Source organism: Sulfolobus sp. E5-1-F (genome assembly GCF_009601705.1).
Lineage (GTDB): Archaea > Thermoproteota > Thermoprotei_A > Sulfolobales > Sulfolobaceae > Saccharolobus.
In genome coordinates this window covers 988,907-1,009,205 of sequence record NZ_CP045687.1, presented here as the reverse complement: position 1 = coordinate 1,009,205, position 20,299 = coordinate 988,907, and the positions used below count along the sequence as shown (strand labels likewise).

General features: G+C 34.2%; 13 protein-coding genes and 2 CRISPR repeat arrays (1 of these 15 only partly in view). Of the genes, 5 read left to right on the top strand and 8 right to left on the bottom strand.

Translation table 11 applies throughout. The annotated features are described in order from the left end of the window. A CRISPR array of direct repeats spans positions 1-850; the repeat unit is 25 nt; unit sequence GATAAATCCACAAAGGAATTGAAAG; it reaches 4,196 nt to the left of the window's first position. A gap of 680 nt (positions 851-1,530) precedes the next feature. Together cas1 and cas2 are read left to right on the top strand one after the other, a co-directional pair. Beyond that, positions 1,531-2,433, top strand: a complete 903-nt coding sequence (gene cas1, locus GFS03_RS04965; RefSeq protein WP_153422785.1) for a CRISPR-associated endonuclease Cas1 — start codon at positions 1,531-1,533, stop codon at positions 2,431-2,433. A 1-nt stretch (position 2,434) separates the two neighbouring features. After that, positions 2,435-2,734, top strand: coding sequence for a CRISPR-associated endonuclease Cas2 (gene cas2, locus GFS03_RS04960; protein WP_181443796.1), 300 nt, complete (start codon positions 2,435-2,437; stop codon positions 2,732-2,734). A gap of 278 nt (positions 2,735-3,012) precedes the next feature. Here the strand turns inward: cas2 and GFS03_RS04955 are convergent, their stop codons facing one another. The 6 genes from GFS03_RS04955 to GFS03_RS04930 are packed head-to-tail and all read right to left on the bottom strand — an operon-like array spanning position 3,013 to position 8,494. Further along, complete coding sequence (locus tag GFS03_RS04955) at positions 3,013-3,654, bottom strand: CRISPR-associated endonuclease Cas3'' (RefSeq protein ID WP_153422783.1); 642 nt, start codon at positions 3,652-3,654, stop codon at positions 3,013-3,015. Beyond that, entirely contained in the window at positions 3,651-5,369 is a 1,719-nt protein-coding gene (gene cas3 / locus GFS03_RS04950; protein ID WP_238699208.1) for a CRISPR-associated helicase Cas3', read from the bottom strand. The genes GFS03_RS04955 and cas3 overlap by 4 nt, the downstream gene beginning before the upstream one ends. Next, positions 5,294-6,274: a CRISPR-associated protein gene (locus GFS03_RS04945; protein ID WP_153422782.1), complete on the bottom strand. Its 981-nt coding sequence runs from the start codon at positions 6,272-6,274 to the stop codon at positions 5,294-5,296. The genes cas3 and GFS03_RS04945 overlap by 76 nt, the downstream gene beginning before the upstream one ends. Beyond that, positions 6,265-7,062 (bottom strand): type I-A CRISPR-associated protein Cas5a, encoded by a 798-nt coding sequence (gene cas5a, locus GFS03_RS04940; protein WP_153422781.1) that lies wholly within the window; start codon positions 7,060-7,062, stop codon positions 6,265-6,267. The genes GFS03_RS04945 and cas5a overlap by 10 nt, the downstream gene beginning before the upstream one ends. Continuing rightward, a complete protein-coding gene (gene cas7a / locus GFS03_RS04935; RefSeq protein ID WP_153422780.1) occupies positions 7,063-8,001 on the bottom strand; it encodes a type I-A CRISPR-associated protein Cas7/Csa2 in 939 nt (312 codons plus the stop codon). Between the two features lies 1 nt (position 8,002). Then, on the bottom strand, positions 8,003-8,494 hold the full coding sequence (locus GFS03_RS04930; RefSeq protein WP_238699206.1) for a hypothetical protein: 492 nt from the start codon (positions 8,492-8,494) through the stop codon (positions 8,003-8,005). A gap of 923 nt (positions 8,495-9,417) precedes the next feature. Then, positions 9,418-12,691: direct repeats of the CRISPR family, unit length 25 nt; unit sequence CTTTCAATTCCTTTTAGGATTTATC. Positions 12,692-13,572: 881 nt separating this feature from the next. Between GFS03_RS04930 and cas4a the strand changes: the two genes are divergently transcribed. After that, positions 13,573-14,448 (top strand): type I-A CRISPR-associated protein Cas4/Csa1, encoded by an 876-nt coding sequence (cas4a, locus tag GFS03_RS04925; RefSeq protein WP_153422779.1) that lies wholly within the window; start codon positions 13,573-13,575, stop codon positions 14,446-14,448. A gap of 13 nt (positions 14,449-14,461) precedes the next feature. Further along, positions 14,462-15,019 carry a CRISPR-associated protein Cas4 gene (gene cas4 / locus GFS03_RS04920; RefSeq protein ID WP_153422778.1) on the top strand — a complete coding sequence of 186 codons (558 nt, stop codon included), beginning with the start codon at positions 14,462-14,464 and terminating at the stop codon, positions 15,017-15,019. A 345-nt stretch (positions 15,020-15,364) separates the two neighbouring features. Here cas4 and crn1 read toward each other — a convergent pair whose 3' ends face one another. Beyond that, positions 15,365-15,898: a CRISPR-associated ring nuclease Crn1 gene (gene crn1, locus GFS03_RS04915; protein WP_153422777.1), complete on the bottom strand. Its 534-nt coding sequence runs from the start codon at positions 15,896-15,898 to the stop codon at positions 15,365-15,367. 1,673 nt (positions 15,899-17,571) lie between these two features. After that, positions 17,572-18,111, bottom strand: a complete 540-nt coding sequence (locus tag GFS03_RS04910; protein ID WP_153422776.1) for a hypothetical protein — start codon at positions 18,109-18,111, stop codon at positions 17,572-17,574. A 715-nt stretch (positions 18,112-18,826) separates the two neighbouring features. On the opposite strand from GFS03_RS04910, the gene GFS03_RS04905 reads away from it, so the two are divergent. Further along, entirely contained in the window at positions 18,827-20,098 is a 1,272-nt protein-coding gene (locus GFS03_RS04905; protein ID WP_153422775.1) for an MFS transporter, read from the top strand. Positions 20,099-20,299: the final 201 nt, after the last annotated feature.

The window sequence follows — 20,299 nt, the reverse complement described above, 5'->3', positions numbered from 1 at the left end:
TTTAAGAGATACAGGCTTATCTCTGAACAAGTTTCCAAAAGAGATAAATCCACAAAGGAATTGAAAGTCTCTTTCGGGTCTAGTTCTATCTCGATTTTCGGATTTTGATAAATCCACAAAGGAATTGAAAGTAATTCTATAGTATAATTCATAGTTTGAAATATATGTTTCGGATAAATCCACAAAGGAATTGAAAGACTTTTTATATTCTTCCCTTATTATTGGCAACAACACGTGATAAATCCACAAAGGAATTGAAAGCTCATTGTCTATCACCTGGATTTTTTCCATCAAGTTACGATAAATCCACAAAGGAATTGAAAGAGCGTCATATACTAAATTGGCATAACTGGGTGCCTCGGTGATAAATCCACAAAGGAATTGAAAGGTTGACAAAGTTATTCCAATCTTCCAGTGACAGATACGTTAATGGTGATAAATCCACAAAGGAATTGAAAGATTAACTTTTTATTTTTAGGTCCGCTAGCATCAATAGCGATAAATCCACAAAGGAATTGAAAGTGTCTCATTATTGCTGTCTTTTGTTGTGGCTGTTATCCCTGATAAATCCACAAAGGAATTGAAAGCTCTTGTTACTGTTGTGTCAAGCGCCACAGCATCATAAAAACGATAAATCCACAAAGGAATTGAAAGTGCACAAAATGTTGCTAACAACCTTGGAAGCTCATTAATGCCGATAAATCCACAAAGGAATTGAAAGGAATATCTTAAACTATAAAGACAATCTCTTTTTTATCAATGATAAATCCACAAAGGAATTGAAAGATATTTACATTTTGTTGGTATATATCTAATGTTATCTTAGATAAATCCACAAAGGAATTGAAAGAATAATTCATCAAAATTAATATTCACGTTAGGGTATTCAGTGATAGTTTGTTGACTTATTGAAAATTTCCCTTTTGACCTTTTAACGGCATTTTTAAACATAAGTATTATACACATATATTATATAATTTTCTTTTTATTTTTTATACACATATATTCCGTCTCTATACGTTACTACATTATTATTCTCAGACGTATTCTTATACGTGAACATTACATCGGATCGTTAATTTAAATAATAAAGTGGAAAGATATTCAAGGGATCAATTTTTTGACAATAAAACTGTATAGGCTAATAGTGAAAAATTAAACGAGTTGTCTTTTTCTCAAACGCGGGCTGGGTCTTAAGCCCGATCCTATCACTTTTCAAATTTTTCTCAAACTATTCCTCATGTCATGATATAATGCGTACTGCTAATCACGCAAATTAACACGAGCTTTAAAAGATGCACATTGGAGGAATTTAGACTGAAGTCGACTATCATTTATAATTATATATATCTGCTACTACTAGCAAATCCTCATGAAAACATTACATTTTAACTCAAGTTGTCACACATTCTGTCAATTTTACAGACTGATGAGAATCTTTAAATTGTTTCAGAACTTGACGAGCATATCTCAGTTTGGTAGTTTAGAATTCGTCAGATTATTTTTAAGTTGGTGATAACAAATTTACCTATGGATAAGAAAATAGCGTTCGTTAAGGATTTTGGTGCTTATCTGAAGTTAGAGAAAGGGTTAATCACTTGTAAGGTTAAAGAACAAACGTTATGGTCAATTGCTCCTACGGAGCTTCAATCAATTATTATTCTTGTCAACTCTTCGATCTCATCGGAAGTGGTAAAGGTTGCGAACGAGTACGGAATAGAGCTAGTGTTCTTTAATAATCACGAGCCTTACGCCAAATTGATTCCAGCGAAATACGGTGGTTCATTTAAGGTGTGGTTGAATCAGTTAAAAGCCTGGAAGAGGAGAAAGGTGGATTTCTCTAAGTCCTTCATTTACGGTAAGATTCACAATCAATGGATTACGTTGAGGTATTATGAGAGGAAGTACGGATACGATCTCATGAGTGAGGAGCTGGATAGGATAATGAGGGAAGTCTCGTTTTCTAACACTGTGGAAGAGGTAATGCAGAAAGAGGCTGAGGCTGCTAAGGTTTATTGGAGGGGGGTTAGGGTTTTGTTGCCTAAGTCCTTGGAATTTAAGGGAAGGAGGAAGAGGATAAGCGATAATTTAGATCCTTTCAATAGGGCTTTGAATATAGGGTATGGGATGTTGAGGAAAGTTGTCTGGAGTGCTGTAATCTCTGTTGGATTAAATCCGTATATTGGATTTCTACATAAGTTTAGGAGTGGGAGGGCATCATTAGTCTTCGATTTGATGGAGGAGTTTAGGAGTCCATTTGTTGATAGAAAGCTTATTGGATTAGCAAGGGAAAATGCTGATAAGGTAAATGACCTTAAGACAATTTACTCTCTCTTTTCTGATATCAATGAGGAGGATATTTACACTCAGGCTAGAAGGTTGGTTAACGCTATATTAAATAATGAGGAATATAGACCTTATCTAGCGAAGTGATATTGTAATGCTTTATCTTATATTTTACGATATTACCGATGATAATCTTAGGCTTAGGGTAGCTGAGTTCTTGAAGAAGAAGGGGTTAGATAGGATACAGTACAGCGTATTCATGGGGGATCTGAACTCTTCAAGGTTAAAGGACGTTGAGGCTGGATTGAAGATGATCAGTAATAGGAAGAAACTTAAAGAGGGTGAGAGGTTCTTCATATTGATTGTGCCAATAACTGAAAACCAATTTAGGGAAAGAATAGTAATAGGTTCTTCAGAGAGTGAGGAGAAGAGTAATGTCATATGGTAGATTAGCGGTTTCCCGAAAACTTTTCCGGGTATACTATCTACACATACGATTGAACTATTTACGACTACTTTTTGAAGAGAATACTCAGTTAGTAGATCCCTGAAAATTACACATAATGTATAGCGTCTAATTTTCTAATTCAAGATTATACCGTGTACGCTTCCACTAGTTTAAATCTTTTCAAAGAGAATCTATGTTAGTGCTTAAGATTTAAGGGATTTTAGGCAAATTTACGTAAGTACCATCTTTTCATCTTTCAAATTTGCGAGAGAAAAAATTCACTTAGTTATCCACTTCTCATATTCCTCTATAATTTTATTGTATTGGTTTTCTCCCCTATTCATGTTAGCTATAACTGTGTCAGATACCATTAATGGTCCTAGGATTATAACGTATAAGTTTTTCCATTTTAGGTTTAATCTCTTAAACCATTCAATAACATCACTTCTAGTGACCTTTTCGGGAAAACCCTTTATTTCCACGCCAATTTCTTTAAATACTTCCCTAATATCGTCCCTACACTCATCCCTTAATTCATATACTGAAGGGATTCTTGTGTAATTTCCCTTTATTACCATTTCCCTTAAGGTTCTCCCTTTCATTGCTTGATGATGGTTCATTGCAGCTAATGCAACTAAAGGCTTTAGTTCAGAATCACAACATTCTTGGAGGATCTTGTAAATAAGATAACCACTGTAAAATTCATGACCGAAATAGCTTTTAGTGTAACCTTTAGATGTTTTACCTATATCGTGAAGAGAAACGCCGATTTCAACGCTTTTCTTAACCGTTTCTTCATTAATTCCAGTTCTATGTGATATGATTGGAATAATATAGGAGAAGTTATTCCTAAAGAATCTAAGTATTCCTAAACTGTGTTGCTTAAACGTTTCCACTCCGTAAAAGGCCCAACAAGTCATTTCGTCAACCTCAATCCAGTTTTCTCATCATAGAGGTTTTTATCGATCTTTAGTGCATATATTATATAGTGTTTCCCATTATCGTAAATAGGTTTTCGATAGTCTCTGCATGGATCTTTGATCTTAACACACGTTTCTTTTAGAGTTACCTTGTCCACTTCCGAGTTCTTATTTGGCGTATATTCCTCCACATATGCGTAAACACAGTCGTTATTTTTTAGAGCTATTTTGAACGCTAAGTTACCATCTAATGGAATTAGATCGTTTTCAGAATTAGGCATATCGTATGCAACGTTTATCACATATGATGTAGTTAAAGTACAGTAATCTTCGAGTAATTTTTCCAGATCCTCCTTAGTTGCGAATATGTTTTCAGCTATCCTTTCTAGTTCATTAAGTAGTTCAATATCCTTAATTGGCATCTTTATGACTTTATCTACAACTTCACCATAACTTGAAGGCAATTTTAGGGATATGTTGTCTTTCCTATTTTCCAACTCCTTAATTGTGTTTTCAACTTCATCCTTATCGTAAGGATAATAGTTTCCACTCTTCCATATGTAAAGTTTTCCCTCATTTTTCTCGTTATATCTTAATAGCCTACCAACCCTCTGTACGATAGAAGTTATTGGAGCTTGTTCAGTTATCATTATCTCAGAGGAGATATTTACACCAACCTCAATCACTTGCGTCGCTATTATAATATTACAATCATTCCTTAGCTTTTGATCTCTATCACCTATCTTAAATCTCGAGTGTATTAGGCAAGGGGACAAGTCCTTTAATTTTTCATAAAGTTCAATTGCCCCTTCAACAGTGTTTACTATAACTATTATCTTTTTATCCTTATTTCCTCTAACTACTTCCAATAATTTATCTTTATTATCTAGAAATTCAATATCTATCTTAGGCGTCTTTATATCATCCTTCACTTCCAGGCTAGTGTATTTAACATCTCCCACTCTACATTCGTAATAACCTTCACTCACCTCTTTACAGTTCCTATTTTTTACTGATTCACCGTAATTGCTTACTACCGCTAGCCTCACTATTTTTCTATTCTCCATCTTTCTAATTAATTCCTCTTCTATGTTCTTATTAGGTGTGGCTGATGAAAGTATCATATTTACTCCAACTTTAGACAAATGCCCAACAGCGCTTAACAGAGATGACCAAGAATTTCCCTCATTCATTAAGTGGAATTCATCGAAGTGTGCTAATGACGTGTATATTCCAAATCTCGGCAAATCGTAATGGCCATGGTATGAGAAGGGCTCTCCTATAGAAGCCTTGTAAAGATTTAGCAAAAAGGAGTCGTAAGTCGTTATTATGAATTTGGCTAAGAAAAGAGGGGATTTTACTTCAGAAGGAGAAAACGAGTATTGAACTGCGTATTTTAATTTCCTTTCCTCAGCTCCTCTCTTAATATCCTTGGCTAAAGACCTTGTAGGTACAACGTGAATTAATCTGCTGAAGTTTCTAGCCGGTTTCGACTCAAGCATTTCGGCAATTTCTAAGGATAGTGTAGTTTTTCCATAACCAGTTGGGAATGTTAGAATGAAATTTACATCTTCACATTCATAAATTTCATTTCCATTACGACAGTTAAGAATATCCAAAACTTTCTGTATCCCTTTCCTCATGTCGATGAATAGACCTCTTTCATCTCCTCTCTTAACGCTCTTAATGCCTCTCTTATTTTGAAAATATCCCATGAGGTGAGAGGTGAATTTTCCTCCTTCAAATAGGTTTCCTTTGCTATCATGAAACTCACTTCTGCTGATGACAATGTCCCTCTAATTCCATCAAAAATGTAATTCGATACTTTGTTAAACGAATCTGGAGAATCATTTGCCAAATTAGTTACTCTATCCTCAACTTGCCCATCATTTACCAGAGCCCAGAAACGAATTAAAGGCCTTAGGGACGCGTGAGGATTTTTCTCGTATATTTCAGCTCTGTGTTCTCCTTCCTTTAGTAAGAGAATTTCTTGACAACCCTGCTCGTCTAATGCTATAGAGAAAATAAGTAATCTACTAATGTGAGAGAGCTTGTCTATTATATTATTTTTAATTTTGATCTCTTTTCTCTTTGAGGGCTTACACATATCTGACATTATCGTAGTATCAACCGTAGCCAAAACAGTAACTTGTTCTTTCCCAACCCTATAATTAACTAATTGATACTTCCCTAAACCCAATAAGGACAAGATAAAGGATTGTTTGCTAATTCCAATAGTTCTCTTACTACCCTTTCCACTACCACTCCATCCACCAAACCACTTTTCAGCCTCCATGATCTCTGGAAAGATTAATGGTAAAAAGTACTCATTGGCGTTATTATTATCTTTCTTGAAAAACTCCTCAATATCCCCACTAAAGACTTTCTCTGCAAGCTTAACCTGATTTCCGTAGTTCTTTACATACCTCTTTAGCTTATTCAGTACAAATTTAAATTGTTCTAACTCATACTTTAATTTCTCCTTAAATTCCTCCGTCTTCTCTATAGTTGCTATATCTCCCTCTATATTGATCCCAACTTCGTTTAAACCTAACAATTCACTTATTACAAGACTCCTAACAAAATATCCCTCAGGTGGAAGAGTTATCTTTAATACCATTTCCTTAACCCCTCTTTTAACGTTATCACGTATTTATCACTTCCTAAAAGTTTGAGAACTTTACATTTCTCCTCATTTACATTTCTCCTATTAACTTTTACCCTTCCACCAATAAAAGGTGTCTTCCTTGGAACAAGGAAGTTTGAGAAAACTCCAATATTCGGCCTATTAGAAAGTTCGTAAACGTTCTTTACTGGCATATTCACCGTCTCAAATTCCTCTTTATTCTTAAGGCATTCCTCTGGAGTATAATATATGGTATAAAACTCCTCTTCATTACTCTCCACCACATCAACTACCCTAACATCAGTTACTGTAACTAACGATTCCTTCGTACCCAGTGACACTATTTGCCAACCCAGTTTACTCCAAAATTCTACGTTTTCCTTGTTCAGAAGTACTGCTATACTAAAACTAGCACTAGCACCATAAACCTTCCCAAAGGCTGAAACTCCAAACCAATTCGCCATCTCTTTTATATCTCTATTCTTAGACTGCCTGTACGGTACTCTCTCCTCTCTTAGGAGATCTGAATAAGGGATCAGAGTACGATCCTCAGCACCGTAAGTGATCCAGAATAGTTCAGAAGAGAATTTATCTATAAACTCCTTAGTGCACGAAACGTTGGACCTAACAGCGTAATCGCTACAATAACCCCTACTTAACGCACCTAAAATAGTCGTAATAGGTGGAACTATATACGAATCTCCACCAGCAGAAGTTCTAGGAACCCTGATAGAAAAACCCCAATGATGAATACCAGAAATAACTATACCCTTATTTATCATTCACATTACCATAAACGCATCTACTGGTGTATTAACGTTACCTTTCTCCTCCTTTAGATAGTATTTTATAACCGGCTTATTTACTTTCAACATATTAGCGAATGATTCCGCAGTGGAATTTACTAGTTCAATATATTTCTTTATATCTCCAGTTACTGGCGGTAAATTGAAAGGTTTCTCTGAGGAGCTAACAAATATCGCCTCTATATCAACTATTGGCTTAAATCTAGTCAATTTCGCACCAAATAAGAATTGAGTTATAGTTATCATTAGAGCGTCCAGTGCTGTCCTTTCTCTATTCTTCTTGTCATTAACCTCTTTTATCGGATAGTTTTGTGTTCTTCCCACACCACTTATGTTTAGGTAACCAGTTAACACATATGAGGCACTAGCAGTTTCGATATTATATAAAGATTGAAGATTCTCATTCTTGTATTTATCCATTAATTCCTTATTAGCATACCTAACGTGAAATTGCGAAGATATTGTTGATGCTTTCACTGCATCTATTGCAGGAACCATGTAACTAAAGGCTATATTTGATACCCTCTTGACTAGCTTATTGGGATTCATGAACCCAGCAACATCCTCAACTACATCCTCACTAATAACACACATTTCGTATTCACTCGCATCATCTATGTCTTTACACTTAGTATTTTCATGCACCTTATCATCAGCACCCCTCTTTATCAGTATACCTTGTTTAGCTAAATCGTCCACTGGTAAATTCCTTTGCAATGCCAATTCTACCAAATTCATTTGATATCCGTGAGCGATCATTTCCCCACTCACTGCTGGAACATATGATACCGTATACACGTCCTTTTCCTTAAAAACTATTGGAGCCCTTCTATGCCTTACGTAGTTACCTGCAGATTCTACATTATTTAAATCTTCTACATTTACCAAATACCTTACGGAAAAGGATATCCACATATTATTCACCTCCAACTGCAAGAGATGCGAGAATTCGAGCGTATTGAATATCTGAATCTAACTTATCAAAAAATTCTTTTATAATTGATTCATTAGGCGAGATCAAAGTAACCCGATTCTCATTCACAATAAGAGGCGAAATACAGTACTCGTTAGAATTCTGAACCCTGTAAATAGTATACCTATAAATGTAGGGGAAATTTTGGGGAACCTCATCCTTTTTAGCTACAACTAGACACGGAGCTTGTACGATCGTTGGATTTTTAGGATCGTCATTAATAATGATATTTCTACTAGATGAAGATGAGGTATAAGAAACGAACTCCCTCATTGCCTCCGATATAACATCCTTGATCTGTTTCGGATCAATAGAATATATTAAAGGATCAATGTAACTGAATCTCCTAAGGACAACATAAAACCTCAACATCTTTATCAAAGCCCAAAACTTTTTTGATACCATTTCCGCCATTTGTTCTGATACTTGCATCATACAACATCAGTGTTTTCAATAATTTAAATGTTACTTCCAAAATAAACGCTCCGTATTATGAAAAGTAATTTCACACGTTGTAATAATACGTTACGTTAATTTTTCCTAAGTGTGAAATAGTGTAAACAAAACATTTAGTTGTCATGAAAATAATAACAATATGGAGTGTATACTAGTGTCTAATCTTTCCGCTAATGCGAGAATATTAATTAATAGTACACGCGTAAATTATTCATCTTATTCAAATCTTTTTCAGGGTGATCCGTCTAGGTATTTAAGGTTTAAGTGACTCTAGGTAAAGTGATTCAAAGTATATCAGATAGTCAGTGAATAATTCTTCACTGCGTATACACTGGAGTATGAAAGACGAGAATAGTTAGTTAGATCCAATCCTTGACAAAATTAAGTGCTTATATACTGGAGTATGAAAATATTCACTTCTTCCTCCTTTAGTGTTGATCACCGATCTCGTCATCAAACCAAGGAGTAAGCTGCTATCATTAGCAATCCTCTTTAACTTGTAGTTTCTCAATTGCCTAAATTTCTTAAAGCCAGAAATAGCAATGTATTGGACTTTTCAGTAAGCAGGCTGAATTTTAAGCATAGAGTTAATTGTTCTAAATGCGAACCCATATGGATTAACAGGCTTAGAATGATCACTCTTATGAAAAACTCACTACTTTTACACATAAACCTTTTCACATCTCCTCAAATTTCAATTCCCTTGCGTATAGATAAAAAAGAGAATGATCGTGTAAGCATCATGATCGAATATATTTATGCTAGTCACTTTCGAATTCTCGATTACAAGACTACTAACTATGGTTAATATTAGGTTACTTGAATATTTATTTCAACTATTAATTAGTTATAGGATCTATCTAAATTATCATTAGAGGCCGCTTTGTAATCTAATCCATAAGCCTTCAATTCCCTCTAGGATTTATCCTAGAAACAGTATTCCCTCTATCTTTATTCCAATATTTCTTTCAATTCCCTCTAGGATTTAGCATAACAATATAATGTAGTCTCTCCTCCACTAGTTTTCTCCTTTCAATTCCTTTGTGGAATTATCTTGGTGTTAAGCAGTATTGGATGCAGATACAGAACTATTGTCTTTCAATTCCTTTATGGGTTTATCGTGCTATCGGACAAAATAATGCGAGTAATTCAGATGGCTAGCTTTCAATTCCTTTTAGGATTTATCCTATCGCTATTTTTACATTGTTACTGCTGAGGGAGATAGCTTTCAATTCCTTTTAGGATTTATCCTAACTACACAGAGTATGCAAGGCTCCATGTGTATGACGACTTTCAATTCCTTTTAGGATTTATCATTATAATCGAAGAAAATACGGTAGTTGTGGAAAAACTTTCAATTCCTTTTAGGATTTATCGGATTAACTATAACTGAATTTGCGAGAGGAGTGGTGGCCCTTTCAATTCCTTTTAGGATTTATCTGGGTACACCCGTTATCCACCAACTGATGCCACCGTTTGACTTTCAATTCCTTTTAGGATTTATCAACATCTCCCCCAGAGCATTGGAGATAGTAAGCATCTATTTCTTTCAATTCCTTTTAGGATTTATCGTGGTGGGCTTGGTGTTGACGGCGTTAGATGAATGATAATCCTTTCAATTCCTTTTAGGATTTATCGATAGTGTTACAGGTGTGTAATATATCGCTATATTTTGTGCTTTCAATTCCTTTTAGGATTTATCATGATTATGCTGTGCAACGAATTGTTAGGCAATTCTTACTTTCAATTCCTTTTAGGATTTATCATGCGTACTTAGTTTGCGAAAGAGTATACACTGAGATTATTGCCTTTCAATTCCTTTTAGGATTTATCAAGCGAAAAGCTTTTATATCTTTAGTTGAAGTAGACGTACTTTCAATTCCTTTTAGAATTTATCTTCTTAATTACAGTGGGCATATTGGCATAAGGAAGTCCACTTTCAATTCCTTTTAGGATTTATCCTATCACAACTCTTGGATCAACAATCGTAGAGACATATGTCTTTCAATTCCTTTTAGGATTTATCATGGGTGGTCCCCCACGGATGGGTGTTGAAGGGAACAAGTACCTTTCAATTCCTTTTAGGATTTATCGCAATCCAAGGGTTTTATCAAGAAGGGTTAGAATATATAACTTTCAATTCCTTTTAGGATTTATCCCTTCAGCTAGCCATAGGGCATATAACGGGGGTTACCCCGTAAGCTTTCAATTCCTTTTAGGATTTATCGATTTGACAGAATTAGATATTGAGATTATGAACATAAGCTTTCAATTCCTTTTAGGATTTATCATGTGATGGATAGAAACTATAATATTTATGCAAAAATTTACTTTCAATTCCTTTTAGGATTTATCCTATCCCTTAGTTTCACTGTCGCAATTCCTTTCAATCTTCTTTCAATTCCTTTTAGGATTTATCACCCTATCTGAACATGAACACTCCCTCAAATGTGTTAGGTACCTCCTTTCAATTCCTTTTAGGATTTATCATCTGGTGATGATGGATTTGGCAATGTTAGCATCAACTTCTTTCAATTCCTTTTAGGATTTATCCATAATAGTTTTGTAAAAAATGAGATGTTGTTTTTATCTCTTTCAATTCCTTTTAGGATTTATCACGAAGGCAATAATTAATATAATAATTATAAGGATTCTTTCAATTCCTTTTAGGATTTATCAGAATCAGGCGAATAATAGCATTCCCATCGGGTGCAAGACCCTTTCAATTCCTTTTAGGATTTATCCCGAAACTAAAAAGTTGCGACTTCACTTAGAGCTAACAAACTTTCAATTCCTTTTAGGATTTATCGAAAATATATTTGAACGGCAAGAAAGTGAGGATGTATGACTTTCAATTCCTTTTAGGATTTATCCTAGACTATTATGTGAATTTGATGAAACTGGTAGCAAACTTTCAATTCCTTTTAGGATTTATCCTTCCTAGATGAGATATTTAAGGCTAATTCGGCAATATCTTTCAATTCCTTTTAGGATTTATCGATTAATTTTACTTAATGCATTGCCTCTAAATGCGTTAAGCTTTCAATTCCTTTTAGGATTTATCCAAGAGGTGAAAGAGAATGATTAGTATCGAGGAAGTTATACTTTCAATTCCTTTTAGGATTTATCCAACAAATATTTTCTTTGTGATTTTGAACATTGATTTTCTCTTTCAATTCCTTTTAGGATTTATCAATCGTCGTTAGGTTAAACTCGGCCGTCAAACAATCGTTCTCTTTCAATTCCTTTTAGGATTTATCATTGAAAAACTGTTGGCGTTATGGTACCATTACAAGTCAGCTTTCAATTCCTTTTAGGATTTATCTTGGATCCTTCTGCAATTTCTCAATATGCTTATAATAATTCTTTCAATTCCTTTTAGGATTTATCGATGTCGTTCAAAAATGAATATACAGAGAACAGAGTATATCTTTCAATTCCTTTTAGGATTTATCGCTATAATCACATCTCTAATTGAAACTGGACTGAATAGCCTTTCAATTCCTTTTAGGATTTATCATAGGTTTTATCAGAGGAACGAGCTGGTCCACCAACTTAACTTTCAATTCCTTTTAGGATTTATCACCCTTACTCTCCGAGAACCACTCTTTTCGCATATAAGTATCTTTCAATTCCTTTTAGGATTTATCAAGGATGGTACCCATAAATTATGGGTAGGAGTGTTTTATTACCTTTCAATTCCTTTTAGGATTTATCACAAAATAAAGACAGACTCACACACACCTCCTAATTTTATCTTTCAATTCCTTTTAGGATTTATCGTTCTTCTTAATAAATCCACCTGCTGTCTTTTTAATTCTCTTTCAATTCCTTTTAGGATTTATCGTAATAATGATTGCGGTTTGGCAACCTTTTTGACAACTTCTTTCAATTCCTTTTAGGATTTATCCGATAATAGTGTAGGCGTTTGTGTATATAACTGTAATTCCGAAGGCTTTCAATTCCTTTTAGGATTTATCTGATACCTACGATGAAGTATATTAGTACGATGAATACAACTTTCAATTCCTTTTAGGATTTATCCTATATAATAGTTTATCCGGCGGTTGTTTATTACAATGACTTTCAATTCCTTTTAGGATTTATCCAACTAATAATTGGTATAATTTGTTCTGGGCACTCATCATTTACTTTCAATTCCTTTTAGGATTTATCTGGTGTATTTTTATACTTCTATATCGTTATCTCTCGTTTCTTGCTTATAAGTTTTTCATTATTTTAGGTTAGTCATCATGCGACCAATTTTAGTTGTAATTAATTTAACAAATTGTGGTCGCAAGGATTTTTTGTTTAATTGAAACATGGGTTAACATTTATATACGTTCAATTATTTCATAATGATTCGTTTCGGTCGCATCTAGACTCGAATTATTACACTTTTAAACCCCTTAATCAAATCGAACTTTAATAGTTATATTTATTGGAGAGATTTCATCTAAATTCGTCACATATCATAAATAATTGTTTCATTCTAACCCTATTATTTTTGATTGATTTTCATTTTAACGAACAGTTATCTTTTTAAAGAGATCTATAAGCACGTAAATCTTACGTTTAATCCCACGACGTAACACTAAAAATTATTTAAAATCAAAAATAACAATATATTATAATATTATGCTAAATCTTTTAACTAATTGAAAGTCAAAAGGGTTTATATAATATACTACTACTCTACACAAATTTGCCCTAAATCCCTTAAACCTTAAATATTAACGTAAATTCTCTTAAAGAAGATTTAAATAATCGTAAATACGTCAAGTGTGTATAGTGTAAATATACCTTGTCATATATTGGAAAAATTAAACTTCACATACTGTACGTCATATTAATGAAATTATTAATCATAATTGTTTTCGAGTCCCCAAAGGGTTTGGAGTCGCTTAATCATAATCTCATAAGCGTTAATTGCAAGAGGGTAGTGTAGTAGTTTTTATAATTATTAATTGCAAAAATTTGCTTTGATAGTATATACTCAACCCTATCGTACTTCTTTTTATAAATAGTTATTAATTGTTGTATTATCATACTATATTGTGTTCTTTACTTATTCGGATATATTGTTGCTGTCGAAGAGACTTAAGAAGTTGCCGAAGAATGTGGATGAGGAGTTAAGGGGATGGAATTGGAATGAACCACCGGTTTACACTAGGTCTCTTTCTCAGGTTTCTGTTTCTGACCTAAATTACTGCAGTACTTTGAGGAATATTTACCTTAAAGTGAAGGGATTTAAGGGGGATATAGGTAAGCAAATTCTTCAAGGTTCGCTTATTCACATGGTTTACGCTTTTGGTGTGGAAACTGTTAAGCGGTTGATTTACTCTAAGGATGGTATTGATGGGAGTACTCTGAGGACGTTGATGGGTGATGAGTTTTACTCTTTACTTAAGGACTTGAAGGATGAGGATGCTAAATACGCTAAGGTTTTGTGGGATCACATTACTAATATTTACTCTGCCGAATTGGATAGGGTTAGGAGTAGGTTTACTAACTTGACTAGGGATTCCTTAGTTTCACAAGTTGTTCCTTTTTACGTTGAGTTCCCAGTAGATGGTTCGTTTTTGGGTTTAACCAATTTGAGGGTTGACGCCTTTGTTCCTCATCTTCCATTAATAGCTGAGATGAAGACTGGTAAGTATAGGTATGCTCATGAGTTGTCTCTAGCTGGATACGCTTTAGCGATCGAGAGTCAGTATGAGATACCGATAGATTACGGGTATCTGTGTTACGTTAATGTGACAGATAGGGATGTGAGGAGTAATTGTAAGTTGGTTCCCATTTCTGATGCCATTAGGAGTGAGTTTTTAGATATGAGGGATAAGGCTCAAGACATAATGGATAAGGGGATTGACCCTGGAATAGCTAAGGATTGTGAAAGGGATTGTATGTTTTACCGTGTTTGTCATCCCTAATTTGTGATGGGTAATGACGATAAGTGGTATTACAATAAAGCACTTTGCGTATTGTCCTCAAATAGTGAGACTTGAGAGCATGGGGTTTGCTGAGAGGGTTAGTGAGGCTATGATCGAGGGGGAGAGAGTTGAAAAGGATAAGGTTATGAACTTTCTATACGCTACTTTAAGGCCATTAAATATTATTGGGAAACCTATTTTTAGGTATAAGGATTTGATCGGCTCTCCGGATTACGTACTGACTTACCCTAATTATTGGGTTCCCCTTGACGTTAAGAGTGGGAGGAAGAGGTATGATCATAAGTTGCAAATGAAATATTACCTTTACCTAATGGATATGAATGGGATTAATGTAAAGGAAGGGTTGATATATTATGTGAGTCTGAAGGAAATCGTTAGGTTAAATTACAATTACGCTGAGAGAAGATATGTTGAGGGTGTTTTAAGTAAGATAAGGGAGGCTATGAATGGTAGAGTGAAAGTTGTTCAAGATGCGAGGAAGTGTTATAATTGTGGGTTTTACACTTTCTGTAGACCTAAGATAAAGGGAAATTTGGCTTATGTGGATTAATAGAGTATATGACGGGGAAAAAGGAGAAATAGTAAACAAATAATAATAATAAGAAGAAGTTTGTTAGTATAGGTTGAGAGGACATTAGTATATATATTACCTTTGGAGAAAATTATGTAATAAATAAAATACAATAAGACTAAATTTCAAAATGTAAAATAGAAGAAAAGTTCGTATGTAAGGAGATTTTTAGACTAGGGAAGATGATGATCAAAAATCAACAATTTTTGTTTAAATTATCCACGTAATTTTTAATCACTTCATCCATGCTTCTCTTTAAGGTCTGCATTCATTATTTTTAAAAATGAGAATAGCTAACGTCAAGGTCTGAACTTTTCCCCATTCCTAGAAGAATATAATGGTCTTAGCTTTAGATGACATTAAATCGCAGAAGTAACTAAGACACTCTCCCTTATTGTAAACTGATAAAGCCCTCTCCTTCAATTCCTCATATCTCTTATTCATTCTGATGTAATCGCTTTGGTCAATAATTGTTGTAACTAAATGCGCACCAACATCCCTCGCAGCTAATACAGCAGCTGCAGTAATTGCCTTTCTTCCTCCAGAGAAGTCTAAATAATCCCCAGTGCTTAAAACTTTTCTAACAGTTTCCCTAACAGTTAGGAAATCTTGAGGGGATGAAATATCATCAAATGGAAGCCCTACTTCCCTAATGTTTGTGAAATCTAGACAACACAAAAGTATGGTTTTCAGGAAATAATAACTCTCCATAACCTCTGCAGTCCTTATCACGATAAGTTCGTTTATCTTAACTTCCTTAGTCTCAAAAGGGGCTAAGTAATTGCCGGAACTTAAGTTTGCTAAAGTCTCAGCTATTCCACCTGGAGATTTCCCTAAAGTTGCTACTAATCTTGCCATAAGTGAAATAAATCGAAGTAACTTATAAATAAACTGGTATTATGTCTATAGTAATTTATCATGATAGTTTTCTGACGTCTTTACATTGTTATATATAATAGTCTAAACGCGTCTATTTAGGATGTATTAGAACAACTCAAGTTAAGCGTCCTCACATTATATAATAAGCTACTGGTATTATGTCTATATATATATATAATAGTAATTTATATCTAAATTTGCATTACAACACTCGGAAGTTCACTTTCCTTTGGTGTTCTTTCTTACGCTGATTTATCCGAATTTAACGGCCCAACTAGTAAACCACTTTTTTCAATTTCTACAAACATTTGCCTAAGAATATGGAGTTAACATAAATCAAACGTAAAGTAATCTTTCCTTCTCCTATTCTTTATCTTAAATCAAATACTGTTGATCGCATTGCACGATGTACTCATAAAAACTCCAGTCTTCTTTTAGTTCTATAGCATGTATACGTGAAACGTCTGAAATCCTAACCAAGAAAAGGAAAACTTCAACTTTTAGTTCTATATCATTTATACAGCGTCCTAGCGTCTGTTAGCATTCGCCAGCCCCATGGGCCTTTTAGTTCTATAGCATATATGTACACACTCTTCTCTCAAATTTAGGAAAATTGGCCAGCTAATACTTCTTTTAGTTCAATGGCATGTTCTTCAACTTTTCAAAAATTTTCCCCAAAATTACATCATTACACTTTTAGTTCTATAAGAGGTTCTTTTGATCACTTACATTACACTGATGTTCCCTTTACGCACTTCTTTTCCTCTCTTAAAAATAAAAAGGATATACACAGCCTTTTGCAATTCACTTCTCTTTGAGAAAGGTTACTGTATCCCATAAATGGGCAAAAATATCCATCTCACGCAATTCACTTCTCTTCTGAAACGCTCATGGATTGGAGGTTTTCATTCAAATCATTAATTTATTTACCATTGCTAAGGGTTTGACTCTAGCTGAAATCTAATAGGGTTAGTACTTTACGTAAATTTACTTGAAATCACTTAAACCTTAAATAACAAAATAACTTCTCGTCAAGGAGATTTAAGTAATCGTAAGTGGTTCAATCATACATTGATAAATACTAAAGAGACCAACAAAACCAAACCATTGCCATTTCAATCTTTAATCATACATTGATAAATACACCTTATCTTATCTAGGAAAAATTAAACGTTAATATAGTATACGTCATTTCCAGGATACTACTATAGGGTAATTAATTCTTCTTCTAACGTTAAGTGGTATAGGATTTTCCTTAATATTCAAATCAACAGATTACGCCTCAAAGTGGCCAAGTATTCTGGCAGATTTTTTACCTTAATATCCCCAACCTTCAATTGCAAGATAATATATATGAAGACCAACGCTCTTCCTCATATCCGAGGAATAATGCAAACAAGTGAAGTTGCTTTATGCTCTACATCCTATAGAACAAAAAATGTGAAGAGCTAGTGAGAATTGGTTAACCTGCTATCCAATAGAAGAAGAGAATGAATAATGTATATGAAAATTTATGAAGAAATTTATATAATTTTTATAGATAAAACAAACAGAAAAGGAGAAATAAGGTATTATAGAGGAAAGTAGCAAGTGGCCTAAAACTGTAGAAAACGATTTAGTACAAATGCGAAAAGTTCATTTTTCAAGGTCAATCATGAGCTTTTCTCCATTAGTAGTTTGATGATTAAGTTTAAATCGTTCTTCAAATCGTTGAACCTTGAGTTCATATCTGAACGTAAATCGTTAAATCTCTTATCAACTCCTTCGAATTGTTTATCAACATATTCCCTAAAGTTAGTGAACTGGGATTGCATATTGGCATTCAAATCAGCCTTTAATTCGTCAAACCTCTTATCAGTATAACCCCTAGCTTCCTCAAACTTCTTTTCGGTATATTCTCTTAAACCCTTTACCTCCTCTCTAACGCTCCTAATATTAGCTTGAACGTCATCAAACCTCTTGTCAACATAACCCTTTAGGTCACTAAACCTCTTATCCAAATTTTCATTTAACTCGTCAAGTTTTTTATTCATGTCACTTCTAAGGTCATCTATCCTTTTCCTGTTTAAGTATATCATGAGAAAGAGGTAGTCTTGTTCACTCAACTTCTTACCTTGCTTTGACTTCTCCACTAAGCTTTTGGCATAGGCTGTCACAATATCGCCAATAGTCTGAATGAAAACATCTGCCATAAGTACCACTCAGAAAAAGGAAATATATAAAGATTTGTGTATACCCTAATTCACTAAGCAACGGACTCATGCTCTTTCATAAATATTTTTGCCAAACTGTTGTATTACCCTAATTCACTGAGCAACAGAATAGGTGTTAGAAACAACTACAAAATCAATTTCATATGTACTACCCTAATTCACTGAGCAACTATAATTATGGACCCAGAGATCTACCGCAGAACCAGCACGTACTACCCTAATTCACTGAGCAACTTTTGTTATAACCCATTATATTATGTGTTGTATTACCCCTCTTCACATAGCAAAGTATCTCACAATGAGGGTTTACTTCTCTAGGGCATACAAAGATGAATACTCATGACCTTAGTAAAGCCCAAGGGCTGAGGTTAATATTAAATAAAATATTATGATATATTGTGAAACTCAAAAACCCCATATCGATCAAGAGTTAGAGAAAATTCTCTCTATGAAGATACAGTTATATCAACTTGTTAAGGCATTTGTTTCGACATTATTAGTGCAATAATGTCAATCATCCTTTATTTTTTTTAAAAAAAAAGGAACAATCGAGTACTTTATCATTATCTTCAATTGATATATACGTACCATATCCCTAATTTATTTCACATCTAGAAAGAAATATGAAATTTATTAATAGACTATTTTGTAGCATTAAAAAAGCTTATTAATTACTACTATAAAAAATTAATTTATGAGTTATCGTTCCCTCATTGAAATCTCTAGGAGAAAAAGGTATGTTAGATTACTCCCAATACTTTTCTTCTTATATATTGTCAACTTTCTTGATAGAGTGAATATTTCCTATGCAATAGACGCTGGAATGTTTCAATATCTAGGAGTTCCCGCAAAGCAAGTTGGTATAATAGCATCCCTAGCTTCATCCTTGTTCTTTGTTGGCTATTTCATCCCACAAATATTCTCAAACTTAGGTATTAACAGATACGGCGTTAGAAAAATATTTCTTATAGCGTTTACAGCGTGGGGTGTAATCACTATCGCAACTGGTTTCGTAACTTCAGTTGCGGAAGTCTACGTATTAAGATTTATACTAGGAATGGCGGAAGCTCCATTCTTCGCAGGTGTCATGTTCTATCTGAGTTTGTGGTTCTTAAAAACAGAGAGGGCTACAGCAAACAGTTTCTTTACAGCTGCGATTCCGATATCTGGAATATTCGGTAGTCTAATTGCTGGAGCAATATTTTCAGTATATGGCGACTACCCTGGATGGAGATATCTGTTCTGGTATGAAGGGATATTGGCAATATTCGGTGGGTTACTTGCATATTTCATTTTAACAGACTTTCCAAGGGATGCTAAGTGGTTAAGCACAGACGAAAAGACTGCATTAGAACAAGCCTTTAAAGAGGAAGAGGTGGATAAGGTTAAGGTTAGTTGGACTAGAGCGTTAGCTGACTTAAACGTAATATTGTTAGCTATAGTGTACTTTTTAGGAGTTACAAGTTTTTACGGCTATTCGATCTGGTTACCATCAATTATAAGTTTTATTGGTAAAGTTAACGCTACGATAGCTAGTTTCCTATCGGTAATACCATATGTCATTGCATCGATATCCTTAATTCTCATAGCTCGCTACGCTGATAGAAGGCAAAATCACAAGTTCGTGACATTTTTAGTATTCTTAGTTGCGGGGATAGGTTTAATTTTAAGTGCAGTAACTCAAAGCATATTTATAGTATCATTCATACTCTTCGCAATAGCTGCCATAGGGATTTATAGTTTCATAGCAACGTTTTGGGCTATACCTCAAGGCTATTTATATGGAGATGCGGCTGCAGCAGCTATAGGTTTAATAAACGCTGTTGGAAATCTTGGTGGAATTGCTGGTCCTATAACTGTGGGATTTCTAAAATCATTCACAGGATCGTTCGTAGATGGAATATACGCCATGGCACTATTCTCGATCTTAGCCGGTATAGTAACATTACTTGTGAGAAGAAAGTGACTAACTTTCCCCTTGCTTCTTACTTAGTTTTTTTATTAATATGACTTTTTCCCCTCTTTTTATTCTATCTGTTTACCTTTTTTTTTAAAAAAAACGCTCACAAAACTCCCAATAAATGAGAAGGGGAAAAAGAGGCATTTAACTTATGGAAGAGAGAAGAATATAATCTGATAGTCGTTTTCACTAAATGATAACTCGTAT

Coding starts and splice junctions, on each gene's coding strand:
- cas1 (WP_153422785.1), top strand. CDS start 1,531: ATGGATAAGAAAATAGCGTTCGTTAAGGATTTTGGTGCTTATCTGAAG.
- GFS03_RS04955 (WP_153422783.1), bottom strand. CDS start 3,654: ATGACTTGTTGGGCCTTTTACGGAGTGGAAACGTTTAAGCAACACAGT.
- cas3 (WP_238699208.1), bottom strand. CDS start 5,369: ATGGGATATTTTCAAAATAAGAGAGGCATTAAGAGCGTTAAGAGAGGA.
- GFS03_RS04945 (WP_153422782.1), bottom strand. CDS start 6,274: ATGGTATTAAAGATAACTCTTCCACCTGAGGGATATTTTGTTAGGAGT.
- cas5a (WP_153422781.1), bottom strand. CDS start 7,062: ATGATAAATAAGGGTATAGTTATTTCTGGTATTCATCATTGGGGTTTT.
- cas7a (WP_153422780.1), bottom strand. CDS start 8,001: ATGTGGATATCCTTTTCCGTAAGGTATTTGGTAAATGTAGAAGATTTA.
- GFS03_RS04930 (WP_238699206.1), bottom strand. CDS start 8,494: ATGATGCAAGTATCAGAACAAATGGCGGAAATGGTATCAAAAAAGTTT.
- cas4 (WP_153422778.1), top strand. CDS start 14,462: ATGACGATAAGTGGTATTACAATAAAGCACTTTGCGTATTGTCCTCAA.
- crn1 (WP_153422777.1), bottom strand. CDS start 15,898: ATGGCAAGATTAGTAGCAACTTTAGGGAAATCTCCAGGTGGAATAGCT.
- GFS03_RS04910 (WP_153422776.1), bottom strand. CDS start 18,111: ATGGCAGATGTTTTCATTCAGACTATTGGCGATATTGTGACAGCCTAT.
- GFS03_RS04905 (WP_153422775.1), top strand. CDS start 18,827: ATGAGTTATCGTTCCCTCATTGAAATCTCTAGGAGAAAAAGGTATGTT.